Consider the following 26,052-nt stretch of genomic DNA (forward strand, 5'->3'; position numbering starts at 1 on the left):
TGCACATATGGAATTCGCTTGAAGCAGCGGCTAAACGCAACGTTGGAGACAAACCACCGATGTCTGCCGAAACCCAGTACGAAGCGAGGTTGTCCCCGCTGAGCTTGACGCTCGAACCCATTCACGCGACCGTCTCGCTGCGTGATCAGGCGTATGCGCGGCTCAAGCAGGCGATTGCCGAAACCGATATCTACCGCTCCCGCGATGAAATCCGGCTCGATGAGAAGGAGCTGACCGAAAAGCTCGGCGTGAGCCGTACTCCGGTGCGCGAGGCGATGACGCTGCTGGAACAGGAAGGATTCCTGCGCACCGTGCCGCGGCGCGGTGTCTATATTCTGCGCAAGACCCGCAAGGAGATCGTCGAGATGATCTATATGTGGGCCGCGCTCGAAAGCATTGCCGCGAGGCTGGCCACGCAGCGCGCCTCGGATGAGGACATCGCGCGGCTGCGCCACATGTTCGCGGACTTCGGCGAGGGCGCGCCCTCCGACCATATCGAGGAATACTCCGAAGCGAACATCACGTTCCACCAGGCACTGGTGGAACTGTCCAAGTCGCCGATCATCGTGGAGACCGTCAAGAACATCTTCATGCATGTGCGCGCGATCCGGCGCATGACGATCGCGCAGAGCGATCGCGCGTCGAGATCCATCGTGGACCACATGCGGATCATCGAGGCGCTCGAGGCGCGCGACACCGAAAGAGTGGAGCGGCTCGTGCGACAGCATTCGATCGATCTTGCACTGTTCGTCGAGGCGAACTGCGACTTTCTCGATTGAGCACGGCGAGCGCAACGCCGTACGCCGCTCATCTGGACATTCATGCGCATGAATTGAACGCCGCTGCCGCGGTGTGATCCCATGCATTCCGCGCTTTCATCTACATGCTTCTGTTAGCCGATATGTTTGGACTCCGTAATAAATCGATGATTTGCATGCGCGCATTTCGATGCGGCGTTGCGGCTCGTGTGGTGTGCCGCATCAAAGCGAAGGCACACAAGTCCGCTCGCACAAGCGTTGCGCGTCGTATTGCACCGCGGCACGAATCAGGGCGCGTAAAAAAACATCTTGACTAATACTGTGTGTGGAATATTGTATATCACGAGTAACCCAACGCCCCGCCAAAGAGGAGACGTCATGGCAGAAGCAGGCATCAACGACGCGCAGGAGAGCTCTGCGCATGAAGCGCAATCGACGACCGACGGTTTTCACCTCGTCATCGACGCGCTCAAGCTCAACGACATCGACACGATTTACGGCCTGGTCGGCATTCCGATCACGGACCTCGCGCGTCTCGCCCAAGCCGAAGGGATGCGTTTCATCGGCTTCCGCCACGAGCAGAATGCGGGCAATGCCGCGGCCATCGCGGGCTACATGACGAAGAAGCCCGGTATTTGCCTGACGGTTTCGGCGCCTGGCTTCCTCAACGGCCTCACTGCGCTCGCGAACGCCACCACCAACTGCTTCCCGATGATCCTCATCAGTGGTTCGAGCGAGCGCGAGATTGTCGACCTGCAGCAAGGCGACTATGAGGAAATGGACCAGCTCAACGCGGCCAAGCCGTATGCGAAGGCTGCGTACCGCGTCCTCCACGCCGAGGACATCGGCATTGGCATTGCGCGGGCGATCCGTGCGGCGGTCTCGGGCCGGCCCGGCGGCGTCTATCTCGACCTGCCGGCCAAGCTGCTCGCGCAGACCATCGACGCCGTGAAGGGCGAGCAATCGCTCGTGAAGGTCGTGGATGCGGCGCCGCGCCAGCTGCCCGCCCCCGACGCGGTCGAGCGCGCGCTCGATGTCATCAGGACTGCAAAGCGCCCGCTGATCCTGCTCGGCAAGGGCGCGGCCTATGCCCAGGCCGACGCGCAGATTCGCGAGCTGGTGGAGAAGAGCGGTATTCCGTACCTGCCGATGTCGATGGCCAAGGGCCTGCTGCCCGACACGCATGAGCAGTCCGCCTCGGCGGCGCGCTCGTTCGTGCTGGCGGAATCGGACGCGGTCGTGCTGATCGGCGCGCGTCTGAACTGGCTGCTCTCTCACGGCAAGGGCAAGACGTGGGGGGCGCCCGCGCCCAAGCGCTTCGTGCAGATCGACATCGCGCCCACCGAGATCGACAGCAACGTGGCGATCGAAGCGCCCGTGATCGGCGATATCGGCTCGTGCGTCGAGGCGCTCGTCGCCGGCATGGGCGCGGACTTTCCGAAGCCCAGCGGCGAATGGCTCGGTGCTGTCGCGGAGCGCAAGAGCAAGAACCTCGCGAAGATGGCCGCGACGCTCGAGAAGAACCCGTCGCCGATGAATTTCCACAGCGCCCTGCGCGCGATTCGCGACGTGCTCAAGACACGCCCCGACATCAACGTCGTGAACGAAGGCGCGAACACGCTCGACTACGCGCGCGCCGTCATCGACATGGTTCAGCCGCGCAAGCGTTTCGACTCGGGCACGTGGGGAATCATGGGCATCGGCATGGGCTTTGCGATTGGCGCGGCGGTCACGAGCGGCACCCAGGTCGTGGCCATCGAAGGCGACAGCGCGTTCGGCTTCAGCGGCATGGAGCTCGAGACCATCTGCCGCTACAACTTGCCGGTCTGCACGATCGTCTTCAACAACAACGGCGTCTATCGCGGCACGGATGTGAACCCGAGCGGCAGCGCCGACGTCGCGCCCACCGTGTTCGTGAAGGGCGCGCGCTACGACAAGATGATCGAGGCCTTTGGCGGCATCGGCCACCAGGCGAGCACTCCCGAAGAACTTACTGCGGCATTGCTTGAAGCGATCGCGTCGGGCAAGCCCACGCTGATCAACGCCGTGATCGACGAATCGGCCGGCACCGAGAGCGGCCGTCTCACGAATCTGAATCCGCAAAGCGCGGCCATGAAGAAATAAATCCAATCGGACATTAATCAGGAGTCAAGGCAATGAGCAAACCCCTCGACGGCATCAAGATCATCGATTTCACGCACGTGCAGGCCGGGCCCGCCTGCACGCAAATGCTGGCGTGGTTCGGTGCGGACGTGATCAAGGTGGAGCGGCCGGGCGCCGGCGACGTGACGCGCTCGCAGTTGCGCGACATTCCCGAAGCGGACGCGCTCTACTTCACGATGCTCAACAGCAACAAGCGCTCGCTCACGCTCGACACCAAGAAGCCGGAAGGCAAGGAGGTGCTCGAGAAGCTGATTCGCGAGTCGGACGTCATGGTGGAAAACTTCGGCCCCGGCGCGCTCGATCGCATGGGCTTCACGTGGGAGCGCATCAAGGAGCTCAATCCGAAGATGATCGTGGCTTCGGTGAAAGGCTTCAGCGAAGGCCATCACTACGACGACCTCAAGGTCTATGAGAACGTCGCGCAGTGCGCGGGCGGCGCGGCCTCGACCACGGGCTTCTGGGACGGCCCGCCCACGGTTAGCGCGGCGGCGCTTGGCGACAGCAACACCGGCATGCATCTGGCCATCGGCATTCTCACGGCGCTGATCGGCCGCGACAAGACGGGCAAGGGCCAGAAGGTGGCCGTCTCGATGCAGGACAGCGTGATCAACCTGTGCCGCGTGAAGCTGCGCGACCAGCAGCGTCTCGACCGCGTGGGCTATCTGGAGGAGTATCCGCAGTATCCGCATGGCTCCTTCAGCGATGTGGTGCCGCGCGGCGGCAACGCGGGCGGCGGTGGCCAGCCGGGCTGGGTGCTCAAGTGCAAGGGCTGGGAAAACGATCCGAACGCGTATATCTACTTCACGGTGCAGGGGCACGCATGGGAGCCGATCTGCCACGCAATCGGCAAGCCCGAGTGGATCGACGATCCGAACTACAAGACGGCCCAGGCGCGCCAGCCGCATATCTTCGACATCTTCGCGACGATCGAGGCGTGGCTGGCCGACAAGACCAAGTTCGAGGCCGTCGATATCCTGCGCAAGTTCGACATCCCGTGCGCGCCGGTGCTCAGCATGAAGGAAATTGCCAATGACCCTTCGCTGCGCGCAAGCGGTACGATCGTCGAGGTCCCGCACAAGGAACGCGGTTCGTATCTCACCGTGGGCAGCCCGATCAAGTTCTCGGAGCTGAAGCCGGTAATCACGGGTTCGCCGCTGCTCGGCGAGCATACGGACGAAGTGCTCGCGGACCTTGGCTATACGCCGCAGCAGATCGCGGCGCTGCATGAGTCGCGCGCGGTCTGAGGCGCGGGACACTCTGGCCGAAAAGCGCGGCGTGCGAGTGAGTGTCGCGCGCGCCGCGCTCTGCCGGCCCAACCCTTTCCCCCCATTGCCCAAAATATGCCAACCGCCATCGATTTCGCGCAGCTTGCCGACGCTATCGGCGACGCCATCGTCATCTCGGACGCCGCCGGCGACATCACTTACTGGAATCCCGCCGCCACCCGCATGTTCGGGTTTACGCGCGACGAGGCATTGGGCAAGACGCTCGATCTGATCATTCCCGAGCGGCTGCGCGGCCGCCACTGGGACGGTTATCACAAGACGATGGCGACGGGGCAGACGCGCTACGGCAACGACGTGCTGCGCGTGCCCGCCGTCGACAAGGATGGACGTGCGCTTTCCATTGCGTTCACCGTCGCGCTGCTGCATGGGCGGCAGGGCGAGGTGACGGGCATCGTCGCCGTGATTCGCGAAGAGACCGCGCGCTTCCAGGAGGAGCGCAATCTGCGCAAGCGCATTACCGAGCTCGAAACGCAGGCGCAGGTGCAGCAGTCCTGAGCGAGCGAGGTCCCAGGACGGCGCAACGAGGCGCCGTGCGCGAACGATTCCAATATCTGGGCAATAACTACATTGCATGGGGCCGGAGTAAGCGCTTTGCACCCACTCCGGCCGACACAGGAGACGTTTCATGACAGCATGGCCACGCCATCGGCGCGCCAGGGGCTTTTGCGCCCCGCCGATTCTCCGCGCCTGCGAAAGCGCGACATCCATGAGCGGAGGTTCGCCATGGCAATGACCATTGCAGTGCTCCGCGAAGCATTCGAAAACGAGCGCCGTGTAGCCGCGACGCCGGAAAGCGTCGCACAACTGATCAAACTTGGCTATGAGGTCGAGATCGAAGCCGGTGCCGGCCACCAGGCATCGTACGGCGACGACGCCTATCGCGCGGCGGGCGCGTGCCTCGTCGGCGACGCGCTCGAACTCTGGGCCAACGCCGACATCGTGCTGAAGGTGCGTCCGCCGTCGATCGAGGAGGCGCAGCGCCTGAAGACCGGAGCGACGCTCGTCAGCTTCATCTGGCCCGCGCAAAGCGGCGCGCTGCTCGACGTGCTCGCCGCGCGCGGCGCGACGGTGCTCGCGATGGACTGCGTGCCGCGCATCTCGCGCGCGCAAAAGCTCGATGCGCTGAGCTCGATGGCGAACATGGCGGGCTATCGCGCGGTGATCGAGGCCGCGCAGCATTTCGGCCGTATCTTCACGGGCCAGATCACGGCCGCGGGCAAGATGCCGCCCGCGAAAGTGCTCGTGATAGGCGCGGGCGTGGCCGGCCTCGCGGCCATTGGGGCGGCACGCGGGCTGGGTGCGATCGTGCGCGCGTTCGATACGCGGCCCGAGGTCGGGCAGCAGATCGAGAGCATGGGCGCCGAGTTCCTGAGCGTGGACGTGGAGGAAGAGGGCGGCGGTGGCGGCGGCTACGCGAAAGTGATGAGCGCGAAGTTCATCGAAGCGGAGATGGCGCTTTTCAGGGCCCAGGCGAGCGAGGTGGACATCATCGTGACGACGGCGCTGATCCCGGGCAAGCCCGCGCCGCGCCTGATCGATGCGGAGATGGTCGCGTGCATGCGCGCGGGCAGCGTGATCGTCGACATGGCCGCCGAGCAGGGCGGCAACTGCGAGCTCACGCGCGCGGGCGAGGTCGTGCATGCGCACGGCGTGACGGTGATCGGCTATACCGATCTGCCGAGCCGCATGGCGAACCAGTCGAGCCAGCTCTACGCGACGAACCTGCGCCATCTGCTGACCGATCTCACGCCTCTTAAGGATGGCGAAATAACGATCGACATGGACGATGTCGTGCAGCGCGGCACGACGGTCATGGAGCGGGGCAAGCTGTGCTGGCCCGCGCCGCCGGTGCCGACGGCGGCGGTCGCACAACCCGCAGCAGCCGCGCCTGCGGCGAAGGCCGTGCAGTCGGCGCACGCTGCGGCAGGTGGCGCGGGACCGGACGCTACAGAAGCACGCGGGCGCAGCGCCTGGCCGCTGGCCGCGCTCGTCGTGGCCGCCGCGCTGTTGCTCGCGCTCGGCGCAGTCGCACCGCCTGCGTTCGTGGCGCATTTCACGGTGTTCGTGCTGGCCGTGTTCGTCGGCTATCAGGTCGTCTGGAATGTGACGCCCGCGCTGCACACGCCGCTCATGAGCGTGACCAACGCCATCAGCGGGATCATCGTGATCGGCGCGCTACTGCATCCCAGTGGCGCGGATACGGGCACGGTCGTGAGCGTGCTCGCGGGCGTCGCGCTACTGGTCGCGACGGTCAACATCGCGGGCGGATTCCTCGTGACCCAGCGCATGCTGAAGATGTTCCAACGGACTTAAGGAGACGGGTGTCATGCTCGGTGGAATCGGCAATATGGCGTGGCTCGGCTCGGCCACGCTCTTCATCCTCAGCCTGCGCGGACTCAGTCATCCGGCGAGCGCCCGGCGCGGCAATCTCTTCGGCATCTGTGGGATGGCGATCGCGGTGCTCGCGACGCTGCTCGTCACGGGTGGCGCGGGGCTCGAGATCGCGCTGGGGGCGGCGCTGGTGGGTGGCGGCATCGGCGCGGTGCTCGCACGGCGCGTGGAGATGACGCAAATGCCCCAACTCGTGGCCGTGCTGCACAGCTTCGTCGGTCTTGCGGCAACGCTCATCGCCTTCGCCAACTTTCTCTCTCCCGCCGCGGCAATGAGCGCCGTCGAGCGCGGGATCCACGACACGGAGATCTATGTCGGCGCGTTCATCGGGACCGTGACTTTCAGTGGCTCGATCGTCGCGTTCCTCAAGCTGCAGGGCACGGTGGGCGGCAAGCCGCTCGTGCTGCCCGGCCGGCACCTCATGAATGCCGTGGCGCTCGCGGTGTGTATCGCGCTCGGCTATGTCTTCGTGAGTGCGCCACAGGGTCCGTATGCACTCGCTGCGCTCGTCGCGATGTGCGCGATTGCGGCGGTGCTGGGCGTGCATCTGGTGATGGCGATCGGCGGCGCGGACATGCCTGTGGTCGTGTCCATGCTCAACAGCTATTCGGGCTGGGCAGCGGCGGCAACCGGCTTCATGCTCGACAACGACCTGCTGGTGACGACCGGCGCGCTCGTGGGCTCGAGCGGCGCGATCCTCAGCTACATCATGTGCCGCGCGATGAACCGCAGCTTCGTTTCGGTGATCCTCGGCGGCTTTGGCGCGGTGGCCAGCACGGCAAGCGCGGCGCCACAGGGCGAGGTGGTGGCGACCTCGGCGGAGGAGGTGGGGGCGCTGCTGCGCGACGCCGCCGAGGTCGTGATCGTGCCCGGCTACGGCATGGCCGTTGCGCAGGCGCAGAGCACCATCAGCGAGATCACGCGGCGGCTGCGCGCGCAGGGCGTGCGCGTGCGCTTTGGCATCCATCCGGTGGCGGGGCGCCTGCCGGGCCATATGAACGTCCTGCTCGCCGAGGCGAAGGTGCCCTACGACATCGTGCTCGAGATGGACGAAATCAACGAGGACTTTACGAACACCGATGTCGTGCTCGTGATCGGCGCGAACGATATCGTGAACCCGGGCGCGCAGGAGGATGCGGGCAGCCCGATCGCGGGCATGCCGGTGCTCGAGGTGTGGAAGGCGCGCACCGTAGTGGTCTCCAAGCGCAGCATGGCAACGGGCTACGCGGGCGTCGACAATCCGCTCTTCTATAAGGAGAACACACGAATGTTGTTCGGCGATGCGAAGGGCAGCGTCGACGCGCTGCTCAGGCAGCTCGAATCGGCTTGACGAGAAAAGGCGCACGGCAAGCACACGGCAAGCGGCGCGCGGCACGGCGAGGCCGGCCGCGCGCGAGGCCACCGGTGACGGCGGCGCATCAACGTACGGAGAGAGACAACCGTGGCACACACCGATCGCATCGACGCCCCTTATACGGCGCGGCGGCACAACCGCTGGGTGCAGCTCGTGGCGGGCGTCGCCTGCATGGGGCTAGTCGCCAATCTGCAGTATGCGTGGACACTGTTCGTAGTACCGATGGATTCGAAGCATCACTGGGGGCAGGCCGCGATTCAGCTCGCGTTCTCGCTGTTTATCGTGACGGAGACCTGGCTCGTCCCCGTGGAGGGCTGGCTCGTCGACCGCTTCGGGCCGCGTCCTGTCGTGATGGGCGGTGCTTGCTGCGTGGCGCTGGGGTGGCTGCTCGACGCATGGGCGCCCGTGTTGCCGGTGCTCTACGTGGCGGCGGTGATCTCGGGTATCGGCGCGGGGTGCGTGTACGGCACCTGCGTGGGCACGGCGCTCAAATGGTTTCCCGACCGGCGCGGCCTTGCCGCCGGCATGACGGCCGCGGGCTTCGGCGCGGGCGCGGCGCTCACCGTCATTCCGATCGCACGCATGATCCAGCATTCGGGCTATGAGACGGCCTTCGTGTTTTTCGGCCTGTTGCAGGGCATCTGCATCATGGCGCTCGCGCTGGTGATGGTGCGCCCGAAGCCGCCCGCGCATGCGGCCGGCGTGCGGCGCATCGTTGCCACGAAGACCGACTACACGACGCGCCAGATGGTCCGCGCACCGCTGTTCTGGGTGATGTATGCGATGTTCGTGTGCGTTGCCACGGGCGGCATCATTGCGACCGCGCAGATCGGGCCGATCGCCAAGTCGTATGGTTTCGCCTCGATGCCGGTGACGTTCATGAGCATGACGCTGCCGCTTCTGACGATGACGCTGTCGATCAACAATCTCTGCAACGGCTTCACGCGGCCGCTGTGCGGGCTCATTTCGGACCGCATCGGGCGTGAGAACACGATGTTCATGACCTTCCTCGGCGAAGGGCTCGCGTTGCTCGGCCTGCGCTACTTCGGCCACGATCCGTATCTCTTCATCCTGTTTTCGGGGCTCGTGTTCCTGTTCTACGGCGACATCTTCTCGAACTTCCCGGCAACCTGCGCGGATACCTTCGGTGCGCGCTATGCGGCGGGCAATGCCGGCACGCTCTATACGGCGAAGGGGACTGCCGCGCTGCTGGTGCCGGTTGCAACGCTGCTCGCGGTGCACGGCGGCTGGAACATGGTGTTCGATTTCGCGGGCTGTATCGCGATGATGGCGGGGGTGTGCGCGAAGGTGGTGTTGCAGCCGATGCGGCGGCGCTGGATTCTGCAGTCGGGCGCGCCTGCGAAGCGCACGGAGAGGGCGTTCGTTGGCGAGCCGCTGGGTTCCGGAGAATAGGGCGTGCGCCCTGCGCCATCAACCCGGTTTCGCAGTCCTGGTGTGCGTCGCGCGTACGCGCGCGCGGCGCACACGCCGGGTGTGGGTGCGCGCCTGGACGCGGCGTGGATCAGTTTCGGGTGCTTCGATGGGTTCGTCCGGGGCGGACAACGCCGCATAGCGCCCATCGTTGCGGCCGCGCTCGATCCATTCGGCTGGCAATCTGGTCGCGATCAACCACGTCGCCGCGGCGCCGAAGGCCACGGCGATGATGGCGACGCTAATGACGACGGGCATCTCGTCTCCCTGTTATCGGCATGGTCCAGTGCAGACGACGTGCAGCAGACACTGACCGTTTGCGATCAATGTATACCACTAAACATAGCGGGGTGCTTTTTGAGCGGGGGAGGCGATGTGCGCGAAAAACAAAAAAGCCCGCAATGTGCGGGCTTTTTTGATGAAACTTCAGTACTTGAAGAAGCGTGGTGCCCAGGAGAGGACTCGAACCTCCACAGTGTTGCCACCGCCAGGACCTGAACCTGGTGCGTCTACCAATTCCGCCACCTGGGCACGTCTTCAAGCTAGACAGCGATTATAGCGTGTTTCTGGACTCTGTCAACAGATGTTTTCAAAAAATCTTCACATCGCGAAAGATCTGCCCCGGCGAAACATGGAGCGCAGGGGAGGTGCCGCTCGCGCGTCGAAAATGAAAAAGCCGGCATAAAGCCGGCTTTTTTGAATCTTGGTGCCCAAGAGAGGACTCGAACCTCCACAGTGTTGCCACCGCCAGGACCTGAACCTGGTGCGTCTACCAATTCCGCCACCTGGGCAAGGTGTCGCTTACTACTTGCTGCTGCGCTGTGTCGTGCAGCAGAGAACGAGATTCTAGCGTGTCTGTAGGGAGTGTCAAGGCCCTTTTGAGAAAAAGTTTCGCGGCCGCCGACGGGCGCGAGTCCCGCGCACGAGTCTCGCGCGCGGCGCCTTTGCAAGCCTGCATGCTGAATTGCCGGGTGCGGCGCGGGTGTTAGAATGCCTCGCAGCAGTAGAGACGGTATGGCGCAAGCGCTCGACGCGTCACCGCGCGTGGTGTGCCGCGCAGCGGTGCACCACGGCGCGTCGTCTGTGCCAGCCGCATGTTGCAGCACTCGAAGACCGGGGCGCGGCATGATTTCCCGTATCCGCGCACTATCCGATGTCCAAGTCACGAGAACAACCATCGACAAGCCCTTGAGCAAATATCCGTATCCGATTCCCAGCCGCGAAGAGATCCTCGGCGTGCTGCGGACCAGCGAATCGCCTTGTACCGCGAACGATATCGCCGAGGCGCTGGCCATCAAGCGCCAGGAGCGCGAAGGGTTCTTCAGGCGGCTCGCCGCGATGGAGCGCGACGCTCAGATCCGGCTCGACTCGCGCGGCCACTATCAGCTTGCGCATCCGTCGAACTTCGTTGCGGGCCGCGTCCAGGGCCATCGCGACGGCTACGGCTTCCTCGTGCGCGACGACGGCCAGGACGACCTGTTCCTGCCGCAAGGCGAGATGCAGAAGGTCATGCACAACGACCGCGTGCTCGCGCGCATCGTCGGCTACGACCGTCGCGGGCGTCCGGAAGGACACATCGTCGAGGTCACGGACCGCGCGAACCGCAGCGTGATCGGGCGCCTGCTGAACGAAAACGGCGCGCTCATCGTCGCGCCCGAAGACAAGCGCATCGGCCACGACATCCTCATCACGCAGAACGCGAAGAAGGCCAAGGTCGGCCAGGTCGTGGTGGTCGAGCTCACCGACTTCCCGAGCCGCCACTCGCAGCCGCTCGGCCGCGTGATGGAAGTGCTCGGCGACATCGACGATCCCGGCATGGAGATCGAGATCGCCGTGCGCAAGTACGGCGTGCCGCACGAGTTCAGCAAGGCTGCGCTCGACGAGGCCGCGAAGCTGCCCGATGCCGTGCGTCCCGCCGATATCCGCTATCGCGTCGATCTGCGCGACGTGCCGCTCGTCACCATCGACGGCGAAGATGCGCGCGACTTCGACGACGCCGTCTACTGCGAGCCGATCAAGGTCGGGCGCGGCGACGGCTTCCGTCTGCTCGTGGCCATCGCGGACGTCTCGCACTATGTGCTGCCGGGCGGCGGGCTCGACGTGGACGCCATCGAGCGCAGCACCTCGGTGTACTTCCCGCGCCGCGTGATTCCGATGCTGCCCGAGAAGCTCTCGAACGGGCTGTGCTCGCTCAATCCGCACGTGGATCGCTGTGTGCTGGTCTGCGACATGGTCATCACCGCGCGCGGCGAGATCAAGGCGTATCAGTTCTATCCTGGCGTGATGCACTCGGCTGCGCGTCTCACGTATACCGAAGTCGCCGCGGTGCTCAAGAACACCAAGGGGCCGGAGGCGATGCGCCGCGCCGCGCTGCTGCCGCATCTGCAGAACCTCTACAGTGTCTACAAGGCGCTCTTCGCGGCGCGCCAGAAGCGCGGTGCGATCGACTTCGACACGACCGAGACCTATATCGTCTGCAACGCGCAGGGCAAGATCGAGCAGATCGTGCCGCGTCAGCGCAACGACGCGCACAAGCTGATCGAGGAGTGCATGCTCGCGGCCAACGTCTGCGCGGCCGACTTCATGAAGCGCAACAAGCATCCGGGCCTGTACCGGGTGCACGCGGGCCCGAGCGCGGAAAAGCTCGAGAACCTGCGCACCTTCCTGCGCGGCATGGGTCTCTCGCTCGGCGGCGGCGACACGCCTCACGCGAGCGATTACGCGGCCCTCATGGCGCACATCCGCGACCGGCCCGACGCCCAGATGCTGCAGACGATGCTGCTGCGCTCGATGCAGCAGGCCGTCTACAGCCCGGACAACATCGGCCACTTCGGTCTCGCGTACGAAGCCTATGCGCACTTCACGAGCCCGATCCGCCGCTATCCGGACCTGCTCACGCACCGCGCGATCTACGCGATCCTGCAAGGCAAGAAGTATCAGCCGGCGGCGCCCGAAGGCGTCGAGCTCAACACGGCACTCTCGCCGCGCGCCCGCGCGCTGCAGGCCGAGGACGAAGCGAAGCGCGGCAAGCGCGCACGCGGCGCGAACACGGCAATCTGGGAAGAACTGGGCCTGCACTGCTCGGCCAACGAGCGCCGCGCCGACGAAGCCTCGCGCGACGTCGAGGCCTGGCTCAAGTGCTATTTCATGCGCGACAAGCTCGGCGAGGAATACGGCGGGATGGTGAGCGGCGTGACGTCGTTCGGCATTTTCGTGCAGCTCGATTCGCTGTTCATCGAAGGCCTCGTGCATGTGACGGAACTGGGCTCGGACTATTTCCAGTACGACGAGATCAAGAACGAGCTGCGCGGCGAGCGCACCGGCATCCGCTACCGTCTTTCGGACCGCGTGCGCGTGCAGGTGAGCCGCGTCGATCTCGACGCGCGCAAGATCGACTTCCGCCTCGTGCGCGACACGCCGGTCAAGCCCGCCATGAATCGCGGCCCGCAGGGCCAGCAGCAGGAGCGCGGTGCGCCGGACGGCGGTCCGCGCGTGCGGTCGATGCCTCAGGGGCCAGGCGGTCAAGGCGGTGATGACGTGCGGCGCAAGAAGGCCGCACCCGCGCCGAGCGCCGCCGTGAAGGAAGCGCGCGCAGCGCGCAGCGCGGCCAAGACCGCGAAAAAGCGCGCGGCGTCGAAGGCGGCGGCCAAGAAGTCTTCGCCGCGCAAGAAGCGCTGAAGCCGTGCTGCGCGCGTGGGCGCGCAGCGTATGTAGCACCCATGCGCCGCGCCGCGAATGCCGCGCGGCGCATGTTCGTTTGACCAGACACGCCGTGACTGCCGCCGATGCGGCCATCGAGGTGGCCGCAGGCGCGGGCACGGCGTGACCCGGACCGCGCGTCGGCCGGCGGAATCACACTCGTTCGCGGCGAAAGGCGCCGTGCCTTGCGCGTCGCGAACCGTTCATCAGGGGTTGTATCAAGTCATGTCACGTCTCAAGGTTCTTTACGGCTTTCATGCGGTGACCGCGCGCTTGCGGCACGACGCGTCCACGGTCGAGGATGTCTACTACGACACGACGCGGCGCGACCGCCGCATGCAGGATTTCCTGCACGCCGCGAAGGACGCGGGCGTGCGCGTCATCGCCGCGGACGAGACGCGCCTGTGGGGCCTCGCGCGCACGGAGCGTCATCAGGGCGTGGTCGCGCGCGTGCACGATCTGCCGCTCGCCCAGAACCTGGCCGAGCTGCTCGACGGCATCCAGGGATCGCCGCTGTTGCTCGTGCTCGACGGCGTGACCGATCCGCACAACCTCGGTGCCTGTCTGCGCGTGGCCGATGCCGCCGGCGCGCACGCGGTGATCGCGCCGCGCGACCGCGCCGTGGGCCTGAACGCCACGGCAGCGAAGGTGGCGAGCGGCGCCGCCGACACGGTCCCGTACATCACCGTCACGAACCTGGCGCGCGCATTGCGCGAGTTGAAGGACGCGGGCGTGTGGGTGGTCGGCACGGCCGGCGACGCGAGCGTGAGCCTCTACGAGACGAAGCTCGACGGCCCCGTCGCGCTCGTGCTGGGCGCCGAAGGCGAGGGCATGCGCCGCCTCACGCGCGAAACCTGCGACGAGGTCATGCAGATTCCGATGGCGGGCACGGTCGAGAGCCTGAACGTTTCGGTGGCTTCGGGGGTGTGCCTGTTCGAGGCGGTGCGTCAACGCGCGGCCGCGCGCTGACGCGTCTGGCCCATGACGGTGCTGCGCAAGGCGAGCCCCTGCGATGGGGTTCGCGATCGCGAAAACGCGCGTTGAACCGCGGCTCGAGGCGGCAAGACCTCCCTTATCGGAGCCCTGCGCGAAGCACTGCGGGCGTAGTCGCGGCTGCGGCCTCCCGCAACTCCGGTAAACTAGGCGTTTTCCGCGTTTTTCTCTCCTCGGGCAGTTCCCCATCATGACTCAAGACGAACTCAAGAAACTGGTCGGCCAGGCCGCCGCCGACTATGTCAACGCGCACGTGCCGGAAGGCGCCGTGATTGGCGTCGGCACCGGCTCGACCGCGAACTGCTTCATCGACGCGCTGGCTGCCAGCAAGGGCCGCTACCGCGGCGCCGTGTCGAGCTCGGTCGCGACCACCGCGCGCCTCGAAGCGCACGGCTTCAAGATCTTCGACCTGAACGAAATCGAATCGCTGCCCGTGTACGTGGACGGCGCCGACGAGATTGACGCGTCGGGCGCGATGATCAAGGGCGGCGGCGGGGCGCTGACGCGCGAGAAGATCGTCGCCTCGGTGTCGGAGGTGTTCGTGTGCATCGCCGACGCGAGCAAGCGCGTGGAGGTGCTCGGCCAGTTCCCGCTGCCCATCGAAGTCGTGCCGATGGCGCGCACGGCCATCGGCCGCCGCGTGACGGCGCTCGGCGGCGTGCCGGTGCTGCGCGTGCAGAAGGACGGCTCGCCCTTCATCACCGACAACGGCAACGAGATTCTCGACGTGAAGGGCCTGCGCATCAGCGACCCGCGCACGCTCGAGGCGCACGTCAACGCATGGCCCGGTGTCGTGACCGTGGGCCTGTTCGCGGCACGCGGCGCCGACCTGTGCCTGCTGGGCGGCGAAGCGGGCGTCGAGCGCGTCGAATACCGCAAGGGCTGATCGCGCGCGCGAGCGGCGGCGCACCAAGCCGTGCGATAACCCGCGCGTATGCCGTTGCGCGGTGCGCGGGCCGCCGCTCGCTTTCGACTGGGTGCGAGGCGCACTGCTGGGCACCTGCGGGCGCAAAGGCGTCAAACGAACCTTTCCGTCGCGCGCAAAAATCAATCAGGCATCCTGATTAGCTGGCCCTGTTGCGACACGGGTCAACCGGCAAGGTGTGCCCAGGCGGGCACGCCTTGCCAACACAGCCATCGAGACGAGTCAGCGCGCGACTGCCGGGCCGCGGCCCGGCGCGCGCTCATTCCACCGTTTCTGCCTGCTGAAGGCGCGGCAGCAGGCGGTCGAACTCGCGGCGCACGAGGCCGTAGCACTCGCAGGCGCGGGCTTCGAGGCCCTTGCGGTCGAGCACGCGGATGCGGCCGCGGCTGTGGTGGATCAGACCTTCGTCGTGCAGCTTGCCCGCCGCTTCGGTGATGCCTTCGCGGCGCACGCCGAGCATGTCGGCGATGAGCTGCTGCGTGACCGTCAGGTCGTTCGACGCCACGCGGTCCACCTCGATCAGCAGCCAGCGGCACAGCTGCTTGCTGAGCGAGTGATGGCGGTTGCAGGCAGCGGTCTGCGCCACTTGCGTGAGCAGCGCGTGCATGTAGAGCAGCATGAGGCGGCGCAGGAAATCCGAGCGCGCGAACTGCTGTCGGAGGCTCTGTGCGCTCATGCGATACGCGAAGCCCGAGCACTGCACCTGCACGCGATTGGGCATGGTTTCGCCGCCCGTGAGCACGGGCACGCCGGTCATGCCTTCGCGGCCGACCGCGGCAATTTCCACGGAGCTGCCGTCTTCCATCGTAGAAAGCATGGAGATGATCGCCGTCGTCGGAAAGTAGACGTGGTGAATGCGCTGGCCGGAATCGCAAAGCAGTTGTTCGGTGCGCAGATGGACGAGTTCGAGATGCGGTGCGAGTGCTTGCCACTCGTGCGACGGCAATGCGCCGAGCAGGTGGTTGCCGTGCAGGTCCGATTGAAGGGTCAACATGATTGGTCCTCGTGCGAAGCAGCTCTCGCCGCCCCTTGTCTTGTCATTCCGGCCGCCGAATCCTTTGTTGTATGCCGCTTCCCGTAGCGGCTATTGGTTCGTCGTGCCGGCCCCATAGTCCCGAGTGCGTTCGCGATATCGTTGTATGCGTCACGCCTGTGTGGCGCTTCCCACTAAGCAGGGGGTGTGCCAGAACGTCGCAAACCTCGTGCTTGCGCGGCTTTGCGGGCGCTATGCACTGAGCGCGCCGGTGTAACGCCGGGTTTTTGTTTCAAATATGTACGATGCCTCACCGGCGCGCAGCCGCCTGCCGAGCTTCCGGAAAATAGGCAAGTGTTTGAATTATTTGAGTTATTCGGGCCTGTGGAGGGCGTGTTCGAAAATGACTCCATGCTGAAACATGCGCACCCGGGGCGGATGGCCGAGCGGCCGGGGCGTGTGCGGAACGGTTCGAAATTGAATCAGCTGTGTTGCACCGCAGGCGATCTGCGCAGAAACGTTCGCTCGTGAAACATGACGGCGTTACGATGCGTCACGTTACGCAGGGCACGGCGGACCAGCAGGCCAGGCGTTGCCCGCGCAACGGCCCGGCAAGCGCGACGCGTGCGTGCGCAAGCGCCGTTTCGTCCGCTCGCGCGCCGCCTGTGCGCTAGCGAGCAACCAGTGTGGGTATGCGTACAGAATCGCCCGCTGCGCTTTGCTCCAATGGAGTCCGAACACCGAGGGGCGCGTGGGCCGCATGGCGCGCGCGTCCGTCGGGGACCAGACATCCGAACGGGGAGCTTCCTGCATGAACCAGGTCGTTACGCCGGCCGGCTTGATTGCCGCTGCCAATGAACCCGAAGTTGCGCTCGTCGTCCAGCCCGTGGTGCTGGCAGGTGGTTCGGGCACGCGGCTGTGGCCGCTCTCGCGCGAACATTGCCCGAAGCAGTTGATCGACTTGCTCGACGGCGAGTCGCTGCTCGAAGCCACCGTGCGCCGCCTCGATGGCGTGTACGCGCGCGGCGGCGTGCAGGTGCGCAAGGCGCCGCCGCTCGTGGTGAGCAGCGAAGAGCTGCGCCACATGACGGCCGACCGGCTCGGCCGCACGGGCATGGCGGCGCGCGTCGTGTTCGAGCCGGTCGCGCGCAATACCGCGCCGGCGCTCACCGTTGCCGCGCTCGCCGCATGCGCGGCGCAGGCCGTGGAGAAAACCACGGAGAAAGCAGCGCAAACGGCAACGGCAAAGGTAAAAGCGCCGGAAAACGACAGCGATCCGATTCTGGTCGCGATGCCCGCCGATCATCTGATCGCCGATCGTGCCGCGTTTGCCGCCGCGCTCGAAGACGCGGTGACCTACGCGGCGCGCGGCGCGATCGTCACGCTCGGCGTGCCGCCGCAACGGGCGGAAACGGGCTACGGCTACATTGGCGCCGGGACGACGCTCGGCGCAAGCGGGGCGCGCACCATCGAGCGTTTCGTCGAAAAGCCCGATGCCGATGTCGCCGCACGCTACGTCGCCTCGGGCGACTACTGGTGGAACAGCGGCATTTTCGTGGTGCGCGCCTCGGTGTGGCTCGCGGCCATCGCGCGCTGCCGGCCCGCCATCGCGGCGCAGTGCGCGCTGGCTTTCGAGCGGGCGTGCATCGACGCGGACGGCGCGGTCCATCTCGACGCGGCGGCGCTCGCCGCGTGTCCTGCCGATTCGATCGACTACGCGGTGATGGAATCCGTGGGCGCCGACGCGCGCCTCGCGGGCGTGGTCGTGCCGCTCGTGGCGGGCTGGTCGGACGTCGGCGCGTGGGACGCGGTCTGGCAGGTCTCCGAGAAGGACGCGAGCGGCAACGTCGCGCGCGGGCGCGTGCTGTTCGAAGACTCGAGCGAAAGCTTCGCGCATTCGGATGGCCGGCTCGTCGCCTGCGTGGGCGTGCACAACGTGGTGGTGGTGGAGACGGCCGATGCCGTGCTGGTCGCGGCCAAGGATCGGGTGCAGAGCGTCAGGGCGATCGTCGGCAAGCTCAAGGCGCAGCGCGGCGAGGAGGCGCAGCATCATCGCCGCGTCGAGCGGCCGTGGGGCTGCTACGACTCGGTCGATCGCGGGGAGCGCTTTCAGGTCAAGCGCATCGTCGTGAAGCCGGGCGGGCGGCTCTCGTTGCAGATGCATCATCATCGCGCCGAGCACTGGGTGGTCGTGCGCGGCACGGCGCGCGTCACGCGCGGCGACGACGTGTTCCTGATCTCGGAGAACGAGTCCACTTACATTCCGCTCGGCGTGAAGCACCGGCTCGAAAATCCGGGCAAGACGCCGCTCGAGATCATCGAGGTGCAGTCGGGCGGCTATCTCGGCGAAGACGACATCGTGCGCTTCGACGATCAGTACGGACGTGCGGGAGAACACGCTGGCACTACCACGCCGCGTTGAGGCAAACTCCCCGGGCAGCAACTGCATATGCACAGCAGGACGGTGCCGATGATGGCGCAGCCGCATGACACAACAGTAAGCGGTCGATTCATACAGACTGCTTACGAATCGACAACGAAAAACTGTACATCACAAGATTCGGGAAACGAAAGGGCTGATCGGGGAAAGGCTCGTACGAACTGGGCGTTTGTCGCGTGATTTTTGCGTCAGGAGATATCCTGGCTGGCGGATTATGCAATTCGCATGGCAACGTATGACTAGGTTCGACGAAGCACGAGTGCCCGCGCTGCAACCGTCAAACAGGGCGATTACGCCGCATCGGGGGAGGGGTCATGGAACTGGGGAATAAGGAACGCTCACTCGTGAGCAAGGTCATGGATGGCCTGATTTCGGGCATCGTCGAGGAACGTTACGGCGCGATCCTGCCGCCGCAGGACGTCCTGTCCAAGGAGTTCGACGTGAGCCGCACGGTCATGCGCGAAGCGCTGTCCATGTTGCTCGCGCGTCACATGCTCGACGTGCGGCCCAAGATCGGCACGCGCATCAGGCCCATGCGCGACTGGCGCATGATCGACGAAGACGTGGTGAGCTGGCGCTTTCGCGCGAAGCCGGACAAGACCTTCCTGCGCGACGTAATCGAGTTCCGTGCGCTGATCGAGCCGGCCGCGTGCGCGCTCGCGGCGGAGCGCGCGAGCGCGGCGGACCTGACGGGCATGCGCGACGCCTTCGAGGCGCTGCGCCAGACGAGTCCCGGCGACGCCGGCTGCGAAGCGGCCGACACGCTCTTGCACACACGCATTCTCGCGGCGAGCGGCAATCAGTTCTATCAGCAGATGGCGGCGATCATTCGCGGCGCGCTCACGCTCGTCAATCCCATCCTGAGCCAGCGCGAGGACGGCTGGCTCAATGTCGTCAACGCGCACGGCACCGTGGTCGACGCGATCGAGCGGCGTGCGCCCGAGGAAGCGCGCGCGGCCGCCGCGGCGATGATCGCGCTCACCGCCGACGAACTCCACCGCTCACTTGCGCCCGAGGCCGTCGAGCCGCGCTAGCGCGCCTTGTCCATTTCCTGCACGCGCTGCCCGATGTTTGATGTCGGGCGGCGCGTTGCCTTGCCTGCCAGGTTGCCTGCGAAGTTGCATGCGCGCGTGCGAGCCAGTATCGTGCGAGTCTTTGCCTTTTCGCGCCCCGCGCGCTGATGAGGCGGATGACGTAACACGCTGACGCGAACAGCGTGCGGCAATCAGCGATACGACGGCAATACGAGGCAAGGCATGAGCGACTCAGTGAATAGCAGCGGGACCAATCCAGCGACGATACGTTGGGGCATCGTGGGTGCGGGCCGCATCGCACGGCGCTTCGCGCAGGGCGTGGCGCACGTGCAGGGCGCGCGCGTGAGCGCGGTGTGGTCACGCAGCGCGGCGCCGGCGCAGGCGCTTGCTCAAGAGTTCGGCGCTAGCGCGTGCCCGAGCTTCGAGGCGCTGCTGGCGAGCGGCATCGACGCTGTCTATATCGCGACGATGCAGGACAGCCACGCGCACTATGCGGTCGCTGCGCTGGAAGCCGGCTTGCCCGTGCTCTGCGAAAAGCCCGCGACGGTGAACGCTGTGCAACTCGAGCGCGTGCTCGACGCCGCGCGCGGCGCGCAACGCCTCTTCATGGAGGCGATGAAGCCGCCGTTCTATCCGCTCTATCGCGCCTTGCGCGCGCATCTGCAAGTCGATCCCATCGGCCCGGTGGGCCTCGTGCGCGCGGGCTGCTCGGTCGCCAACGTCCCCGCCGATCATCCGTCGTTCTCGTTCGAGCATGCGGGCGGTGCGTTGCTCGACATCGGCGTGTACGAGATGTTTCTGGCCGTCGACTGGCTAGGCGCGCCGCGCGAGGTGCAGACCTTCGGACGCCTCGGCGCGACCGGCGTGGATACGTTTGCAAGCCTCAATTGCCAGCATGAAAACGGTATCGCGCAGCTCTTTTGCGGGCTCGACCTGCACGGGTTTGGCGACGCGCTGCTGGCGGGGCCGCTCGGCAACGTGACGATCCATGCGAACTGGTGGAACCCGGTGCGCGCGACGATCCGCTATGTCGACGGACGCACGGTGGAGCTCGACGAGCCCTTCGACGGCGGCGGGCTGAACTATGAGACCGCGCACTTTTGCGAGTTGCTGCGCGCTGGGGCGCTTGAGAGCCCGGTCATGCCGCACGAAACGTCGCGGCGCATGATTGCGATGGCGGACGCCGCGCGTGCGGCGCTCGGCCTGCGTTTTGACTGCGAGATGCGTGCGTAGAACCCGAACGTCTAAAGGCCCGTTGAGCTGGGCGTTCGTCAATGCGGATAGACTCTGATATAGCGAAGATCCGCTCAATGAACTTTCGGTAGCAATTTGCTTTCCCGTGAAAATGAGAACGGATTTTCAGGGCTGACGAAGTGAAGGCGGATTTCATTGCCCGTCGGCATAAATTTCCCGCGCTCAAAGGTGAAATACGAAAGGAGCAATCCAGTACGCGTACCTTGTGCTTCATCGACAAGATAGCTGTTCTTCGGAAAGGCAATTTGACCGTTAGCCGCTGCTAATACGGCTCGACATGATGAAAGCAGGCTCGGCAAATGAAGAAGCACGGATTTGCCGCTCAATGGGTCAACCAGAACGTATATTTGCTGGTGTCGATTAGCTTCACCCGATCCGCTACCGTGCCCCTCCATACAGAGAAGGGGTGGACGGTTGCCTATCCTTTCTGTAACGAAAACATTGGCATCGTCGGGATAGATGTCGGTAGCGTGTTCATTTGGAAAAATTGTCGCTTGTGTAAAGCGATACTGCCGCTTATTGATTGATAGATGATTCGGCGCAACCTGAATTGTTACGGCTCGACCATCGATTGTCGATTGCAATTCGGTATAGACGCCATCATCCCCAGCGTTGGAATAGACACTCCCCATGTTCCGTTTGAGTGGGCTTTTGAAGACTACTCCGGGTTGATCCGTATAGAATGTGTCATAGCTTTTGTAAATGGTTTCCGCGTATGCGCAGCTCGATGCAATTGGAAATAAAATTGCGATATATTTAAAAATTCTCATCGATACGCCTTTCCGCCTGTGGCCTGTAGATAGTCTGGGTTGTGTGCCCAGAAAATTGTGCTTCCGTGTGCTGCGGTTGAAATCCATATTGAATCGTATCGACCGCGCTCGGCTCCATCAACAATTTGCCCAGTCTTCTTGTTTATTACCCGCCAATGCACAATAACATGCCGCGGCTTTTCTGGGACGTTGAATATGTTATGGGAAACGTCTCCCCATTTAAAGCCATCGCGCACTTTGGGGTGCTGTGAATAATTTGTTTTGAAATCCAGTCCGTCCCACCAGAAAGCACTATTCGAGGGGTCTACACCATCATTGGCAATCGCTTTTCGTGCCCAATCAACCGCCAATCTCATCGCCGGACTTAACTCTATCTCTGATTCCCGCGTTCGCATCAGCCTGTTGAAACGTTCGTTAGAGTCGTCCCACGCATATGCATAATTCGGATCCGCGCTACGCAATTCGGACACCGTTTTGTTATTCCACGCTCGACACCTGTTAGCTACTGCAAATGCGATACCGCCGATTTCCTGGGAGTCGTTCGCCGTCGATGCTTCGCCATATGCAATCGCCGCAAGCAGACGCACATTTCTGTCTATCGCGTTGCTCATCTAACGCTCCCCGTCCGCCACGCAATGAATGTTAGATCTGGATGCGTAGCCTTCGACACCATTGCCGTTTTGCCACTTGCAAGCAATTCGCTATTGAAAAGTGCAACACCATCACTGAACAGCGTATAGGTCATTCCGTCAATTGGAGCGCCGCTTATCGCGTCAAGCAGTTCGAAGTAATGTTCGAGTTCGTCATGCGTATCGTGATTTGCGCCAGTCATCGAGCGACTACTACCTGGTGCCTCTCCCATTTCGCGCGCCGTGAATTCATGCCAGGCGGTGTCTTGAGAGGCGATCATGACGGGCGGCGGATCACACGCGCAGATACAAATATCGCCTTCGAGCGCCTGGTGCTTGCCCATCATCGTTGCCGATCGATGCGGACCCCTCCGGCCGATTACGCCAGTCGTATTGCAGACGGGGCACACTACCTTTGCGTCGATGAACGTCAGGGGGCGGCCTTGGTGGGTGCGATTTTCCACCCCTTCGATAACTACGCCGCCAGCCGTGGACTTGTCACCTGGTCTTAGCAGGTAACGCCTCATACCGCACCCCACCGAATTCGCCTTTGTCGCTTTGCCATTTCCATACCTCCAGGGAGACGATGAAAACAACCGGCCAGGTAGTACAACCGGCTACGCTGCAGGCGTGGATTTCGCCTGTTCAAGCGATGCTGGCGATGCTCCCGAAGGTGCGGTATAGGAGACGTCCGAATAAGGGTGTGAACGATTCACGGCGCATTGTGACGTGCATACAGTTTGATATTCGATAATCTCTGTCCAATATGGCGAATAATTTTGATATTCGTTGTCGCCAGCTCGAACGGCTTGCGCCGGTTCCGGCGCGCTGCGCGCGCTCGACTGCTCGTGCGGCTCACGCAACAATTCTCGAAGCCGATCTGGTCGGCACACGGCAGATTGCCGGGCGCATCGCGTGACGCGCGCGCCGAGGGCTACAACATCAAGGCGAGCGCGATCAAGCAATCATTCACGATTGAGCGTGCCACGCCGTCGAAACCAAAGGGGATGAGACGCGGCCCCGCGCAGCGAGGCTTGGGGCCGCTTTTGCCGCTCGTGCGCGCCTGCCGGCGCTCAGCGGCACTGGATGACGCTCAATGCCGCGTGGGCAGCGCGAGGCGCTTTTCGTACCAGTGCTGGATCCACTCGAGCACCTGGCAGAGCACCCAGTACACGGCGGCAGCCGCGAGATAGAGCGGCAACGGCTGGTACGTCGAAGCGATGATCTCCTGGGCGCTGCGCAGCAGTTCGGTCACGGTGATGACCGAGACGAGCGAGGTGTCTTTGATGAGGCTGATGAGACTGTTCGAGAGGCTCGGCACCGCAATGCGCAGCGCCTGCGGCGCGATCACGTAGCGCAGCGTCTGGCGCCGCGAGAGGCCGAGGCTATAGGCTGCGAGCCACTGGCCGCGATGAATGCCGAGAATCGCGCCGCGCATGCTTTCGGAGAGATAGGCCGCCACGTTCGCGGAAAGCGCGATCACGCCAGCGGGCGTGGGGTCCAGCGAGATGCCAATGCTAGGCAATCCGTAGTAAATCACGAAAATCTGCACGAGCAGCGGCGTGCCGCGCATGAGGCTCACGTACACGCGCGCGATGAACACGAGCGCGCGGTTCGTGCTGATGCCCATGAGCGCGAGCACGGCGCCGCCGATCAGCCCGAAGATCATCGACAGGACTGCGAACTTGACCGTCAGCACCGCACCCTGCGCGAGCACCGGCAGCGACTGGATGATGAGCGTAGAGATGGGCATGGGAGGACGCGGGTGAGAAGCGCTCGCTGGGCGAGCCGTAAAAACAAGGGGCGGCATCCTGCGATACCGCCCCGCGCCTGTTATGTCACGTGGCCGCCCCGATGCGCTGCGCGCGATGCGTCAGCGCGAGATGCGCCAGCGCAATTTGCACGGGAGTGGCCAGTGTGAGCTGCATCGTTACTTCGTGATCGGCCTGGTCACGTCGATGCCGAACCACTTGTCCGAGATCTTCGTGAAGGTGCCGTCGGCTTCGAGTTGCGTCATGGCGTCGTCGATCGCCTTGGCGAACTTGGGATTACCCTTCTTGAACGGAATCGCCGACGGGTTGCCGTCGCCGACGATCGAGCCCGTGCGCAGCGGCAGCTGCGAGTTCTTCAGCAGGTAGGCGAGCATCAGGCGGTCGTTGAGCGCCGCGTCCAGACGCCCGGCCGCGAGGTCGCGCAGGTATTCAGGCGCACCGGGATAGGTCTTCACGTCGATGCCCGGCACCGACTTCGCCATGTCCATGTAGTTGGTGCCCAGACCCACGCCGAGCTTCTTGCCCTTCAGGTCCTCGAGCGACTTGAACTGGCGCGTGTCGTCCTTGCGCTGGATGAGCTGCGCGGCCGAGTACGTGTAAGCCGGCGAGAAGTCGAGCACGGCCTTGCGCTGGTCGGTGACGCCCACCTGGTTGACGATCACGTCGAACTTGCCCGCCTGCAGACCGGCGATGATGCCGCTCCATTCGGTCGTGACGAATTCGGGCTTCAGGCCCATCTTCGCCGCCACGGCCTTTGCGATGTCGACGTCGTAGCCCACCAGATCGCCGTTGGGCGCCTTCGAATTGAACGGCGGGAACGTGCCTTCGAGACCGATGCGCAGGGTGCCGCGCGCCTTCGCCTGGTCGAGCAGGTCTTCGGCGTGGGCGCTCGCTGCAACGAACGATGCGCCCACGAGTGCGAGCGCAAGGAGTTTTTTCAGCAAGGCGACTTTCATTGTTTTCCTCTTGTATTGCTGCGGTTTTGCGGCAAGCCCGGGATGCCCCTGGGGTGTGTCCCGAGCCTGCCTGCATCAGAGCAGGCGGCGTCTGCGATGCGCCGCACATGGCCTGAAACTATAGCTTCACGCGCGGCCCGAGGCCAGCGCCCGCGCACATTCCGCAACGAGCGCGGGGCCGCGGTAGATGAAGCCGGTGTAGACCTGCACGAGCGAGGCGCCCGCGGCGATCTTCGCGCGCGCGTCTTCGCCCGAGAAGATGCCGCCCACGCCGATGATCGGCACCTGCTCGCCGAGTTCGGCGCGCAGCTTGCGGATCACCTCGTTCGAGGCGTCGAACACCGGGCGGCCCGAGAGGCCGCCGGTTTCGTTCGCGTTGGGCAGACCCTCGACCGCGGCGCGCGAAAGCGTCGTATTGGTCGCGATCACGCCTTCGATCTTGTGGCGCAGGAGCGTGTCGGCGATCTCCTTGATCTGCTCGTCGTCGAGGTCCGGCGCGATCTTGAGCGCCAGCGGCACGAGCTTGCCGTGCAGGTCGGCGAGACGCTGCTGCTTGTCCTTGAGCGCGGCGAGCAGGGCGTCGAGCTCGCCCCCGCCTTGCAGCTGGCGCAGGTTCTTCGTGTTCGGCGAGGAGATGTTGATCGTCACGTAGCTCGCGAACGGATAGACGCGCTCGAGGCAGAACAGATAATCGTCGGCGGCGCGCTCGATCGGCGTGTCGGCGTTCTTGCCGATGTTCAGGCCGAGGATGCCGCGGTAGCGCGCGGCCTGCACGTTCTTCACGAACTGCTCGACGCCCTGGTTGTTGAACCCCATCCGGTTGATGATGCCGCCGGCCTCGGGCAGGCGGAAAATGCGCGGCCGCGGGTTGCCCGGCTGCGGACGCGGCGTGACCGTGCCCACTTCGATGAAGCCGAAGCCCAGCGCGGCGAATCCGTCGATGGCCGCGCCTTCCTTGTCGAGGCCCGCGGCGAGGCCCACCGGATTGCGGAACGTGAGGCCCATGACGGTGCGCGGCGAGTCGGGCACGCGCGGCGCGAACAGGCCCGCCATGCCCGTGCGGCCCGCGGCGCCGATCATGCGCAGGGAGAGGTGGTGGGCGTCTTCGGCGTCCATGCGAAAGAGCCGGTCGCGGACGAGCGGATAAAGGGTACTGAACACGGGGAAAAGGCGCGGGCGCCGGAAAATGAGAACCCGCTATTTTAGCGACAAAGTTCGCGGCAC

General features: G+C 64.7%; 21 protein-coding genes and 2 tRNA genes. 13 read left to right on the forward strand and 10 right to left on the reverse strand.

The window, feature by feature from the left end:
- The first annotated feature begins 59 nt into the window (after window positions 1-59).
- The 7 genes from BO1_RS05675 (at window position 60) to oxlT (ending at window position 9,365) form a co-directional block, all read left to right on the forward strand.
- Entirely contained in the window at window positions 60-779 is a 720-nt protein-coding gene (locus BO1_RS05675) for a GntR family transcriptional regulator (protein WP_028216729.1), read from the forward strand.
- Window positions 780-1,136: 357 nt separating this feature from the next.
- A complete protein-coding gene (oxc, locus tag BO1_RS05680; protein ID WP_028216730.1) occupies window positions 1,137-2,882 on the forward strand; it encodes an oxalyl-CoA decarboxylase in 1,746 nt (581 codons plus the stop codon).
- A gap of 32 nt (window positions 2,883-2,914) precedes the next feature.
- Entirely contained in the window at window positions 2,915-4,165 is a 1,251-nt protein-coding gene (frc, locus tag BO1_RS05685; protein ID WP_028216731.1) for a formyl-CoA transferase, read from the forward strand.
- Window positions 4,166-4,261: 96 nt separating this feature from the next.
- The gene (locus BO1_RS05690) at window positions 4,262-4,702 is read left to right on the forward strand and encodes a PAS domain-containing protein (RefSeq protein ID WP_028216732.1); all 441 of its coding nucleotides are present in this window, start codon (window positions 4,262-4,264) and stop codon (window positions 4,700-4,702) included.
- A 228-nt stretch (window positions 4,703-4,930) separates the two neighbouring features.
- Entirely contained in the window at window positions 4,931-6,520 is a 1,590-nt protein-coding gene (locus tag BO1_RS05695; RefSeq protein ID WP_028216733.1) for a Re/Si-specific NAD(P)(+) transhydrogenase subunit alpha, read from the forward strand.
- A gap of 13 nt (window positions 6,521-6,533) precedes the next feature.
- Complete coding sequence (locus tag BO1_RS05700; RefSeq protein WP_028216734.1) at window positions 6,534-7,928, forward strand: NAD(P)(+) transhydrogenase (Re/Si-specific) subunit beta; 1,395 nt, start codon at window positions 6,534-6,536, stop codon at window positions 7,926-7,928.
- A gap of 195 nt (window positions 7,929-8,123) precedes the next feature.
- Window positions 8,124-9,365: an oxalate/formate MFS antiporter gene (gene oxlT / locus BO1_RS49830; protein WP_156992156.1), complete on the forward strand. Its 1,242-nt coding sequence runs from the start codon at window positions 8,124-8,126 to the stop codon at window positions 9,363-9,365.
- A gap of 18 nt (window positions 9,366-9,383) precedes the next feature.
- On the opposite strand, the gene BO1_RS49835 is transcribed toward oxlT, so the two are convergent.
- The 3 genes from BO1_RS49835 to BO1_RS05720 form a co-directional block, all read right to left on the reverse strand.
- A complete protein-coding gene (locus BO1_RS49835) occupies window positions 9,384-9,641 on the reverse strand; it encodes a hypothetical protein (RefSeq protein ID WP_043283878.1) in 258 nt (85 codons plus the stop codon).
- Between the two features lie 186 nt (window positions 9,642-9,827).
- Window positions 9,828-9,914: transfer RNA gene (locus BO1_RS05715), tRNA-Leu, on the reverse strand.
- Between the two features lie 173 nt (window positions 9,915-10,087).
- Window positions 10,088-10,174, reverse strand: a tRNA-Leu gene (locus tag BO1_RS05720).
- Between the two features lie 397 nt (window positions 10,175-10,571).
- Between BO1_RS05720 and rnr the strand changes: the two genes are divergently transcribed.
- From rnr to rpiA, 3 genes are all read left to right on the forward strand, one after another.
- Complete coding sequence (gene rnr / locus BO1_RS05725; protein WP_028216735.1) at window positions 10,572-13,061, forward strand: ribonuclease R; 2,490 nt, start codon at window positions 10,572-10,574, stop codon at window positions 13,059-13,061.
- Window positions 13,062-13,307: 246 nt separating this feature from the next.
- A complete protein-coding gene (rlmB, locus tag BO1_RS05730; protein WP_028216736.1) occupies window positions 13,308-14,051 on the forward strand; it encodes a 23S rRNA (guanosine(2251)-2'-O)-methyltransferase RlmB in 744 nt (247 codons plus the stop codon).
- A 214-nt stretch (window positions 14,052-14,265) separates the two neighbouring features.
- The gene (rpiA, locus tag BO1_RS05735; protein ID WP_028216737.1) at window positions 14,266-14,961 is read left to right on the forward strand and encodes a ribose-5-phosphate isomerase RpiA; all 696 of its coding nucleotides are present in this window, start codon (window positions 14,266-14,268) and stop codon (window positions 14,959-14,961) included.
- Between the two features lie 298 nt (window positions 14,962-15,259).
- On the opposite strand, the gene BO1_RS05740 is transcribed toward rpiA, so the two are convergent.
- Window positions 15,260-15,994 carry a Crp/Fnr family transcriptional regulator gene (locus BO1_RS05740; RefSeq protein WP_028216738.1) on the reverse strand — a complete coding sequence of 245 codons (735 nt, stop codon included), beginning with the start codon at window positions 15,992-15,994 and terminating at the stop codon, window positions 15,260-15,262.
- A gap of 790 nt (window positions 15,995-16,784) precedes the next feature.
- On the opposite strand from BO1_RS05740, the gene BO1_RS05745 reads away from it, so the two are divergent.
- The 3 genes from BO1_RS05745 (at window position 16,785) to BO1_RS05755 (ending at window position 20,680) form a co-directional block, all read left to right on the forward strand.
- The gene (locus BO1_RS05745) at window positions 16,785-18,395 is read left to right on the forward strand and encodes a mannose-1-phosphate guanylyltransferase/mannose-6-phosphate isomerase (protein WP_028216739.1); all 1,611 of its coding nucleotides are present in this window, start codon (window positions 16,785-16,787) and stop codon (window positions 18,393-18,395) included.
- Between the two features lie 332 nt (window positions 18,396-18,727).
- Window positions 18,728-19,447 carry a FadR/GntR family transcriptional regulator gene (locus BO1_RS05750; RefSeq protein ID WP_028216740.1) on the forward strand — a complete coding sequence of 240 codons (720 nt, stop codon included), beginning with the start codon at window positions 18,728-18,730 and terminating at the stop codon, window positions 19,445-19,447.
- 222 nt (window positions 19,448-19,669) lie between these two features.
- Window positions 19,670-20,680: a Gfo/Idh/MocA family protein gene (locus tag BO1_RS05755; protein ID WP_043283881.1), complete on the forward strand. Its 1,011-nt coding sequence runs from the start codon at window positions 19,670-19,672 to the stop codon at window positions 20,678-20,680.
- A gap of 74 nt (window positions 20,681-20,754) precedes the next feature.
- On the opposite strand, the gene BO1_RS57125 is transcribed toward BO1_RS05755, so the two are convergent.
- The 6 genes from BO1_RS57125 to BO1_RS05790 all read right to left on the reverse strand — a co-directional run bounded on the left by BO1_RS57125 (window position 20,755) and on the right by BO1_RS05790 (window position 25,989).
- Window positions 20,755-21,471 (reverse strand): hypothetical protein, encoded by a 717-nt coding sequence (locus BO1_RS57125; RefSeq protein WP_084687776.1) that lies wholly within the window; start codon window positions 21,469-21,471, stop codon window positions 20,755-20,757.
- On the reverse strand, window positions 21,468-22,082 hold the full coding sequence (locus BO1_RS57130; RefSeq protein ID WP_084687777.1) for a hypothetical protein: 615 nt from the start codon (window positions 22,080-22,082) through the stop codon (window positions 21,468-21,470). The genes BO1_RS57125 and BO1_RS57130 overlap by 4 nt, the downstream gene beginning before the upstream one ends.
- On the reverse strand, window positions 22,079-22,627 hold the full coding sequence (locus BO1_RS56210) for a PAAR domain-containing protein (protein WP_084687778.1): 549 nt from the start codon (window positions 22,625-22,627) through the stop codon (window positions 22,079-22,081). Before BO1_RS56210 ends, BO1_RS57130 begins: the two co-directional genes overlap by 4 nt.
- A 566-nt stretch (window positions 22,628-23,193) precedes the next feature.
- A complete protein-coding gene (locus BO1_RS05775) occupies window positions 23,194-23,853 on the reverse strand; it encodes an amino acid ABC transporter permease (protein WP_028216743.1) in 660 nt (219 codons plus the stop codon).
- Between the two features lie 177 nt (window positions 23,854-24,030).
- Complete coding sequence (locus BO1_RS05785; RefSeq protein WP_028216744.1) at window positions 24,031-24,828, reverse strand: cystine ABC transporter substrate-binding protein; 798 nt, start codon at window positions 24,826-24,828, stop codon at window positions 24,031-24,033.
- Window positions 24,829-24,954: 126 nt separating this feature from the next.
- Entirely contained in the window at window positions 24,955-25,989 is a 1,035-nt protein-coding gene (locus BO1_RS05790) for a quinone-dependent dihydroorotate dehydrogenase (protein ID WP_028216745.1), read from the reverse strand.
- Between the last annotated feature and the right edge of the window lie 63 nt (window positions 25,990-26,052).

It is taken from the genome of Paraburkholderia oxyphila NBRC 105797 (assembly GCF_000685075.1).
Lineage (GTDB): Bacteria > Pseudomonadota > Gammaproteobacteria > Burkholderiales > Burkholderiaceae > Paraburkholderia > Paraburkholderia oxyphila.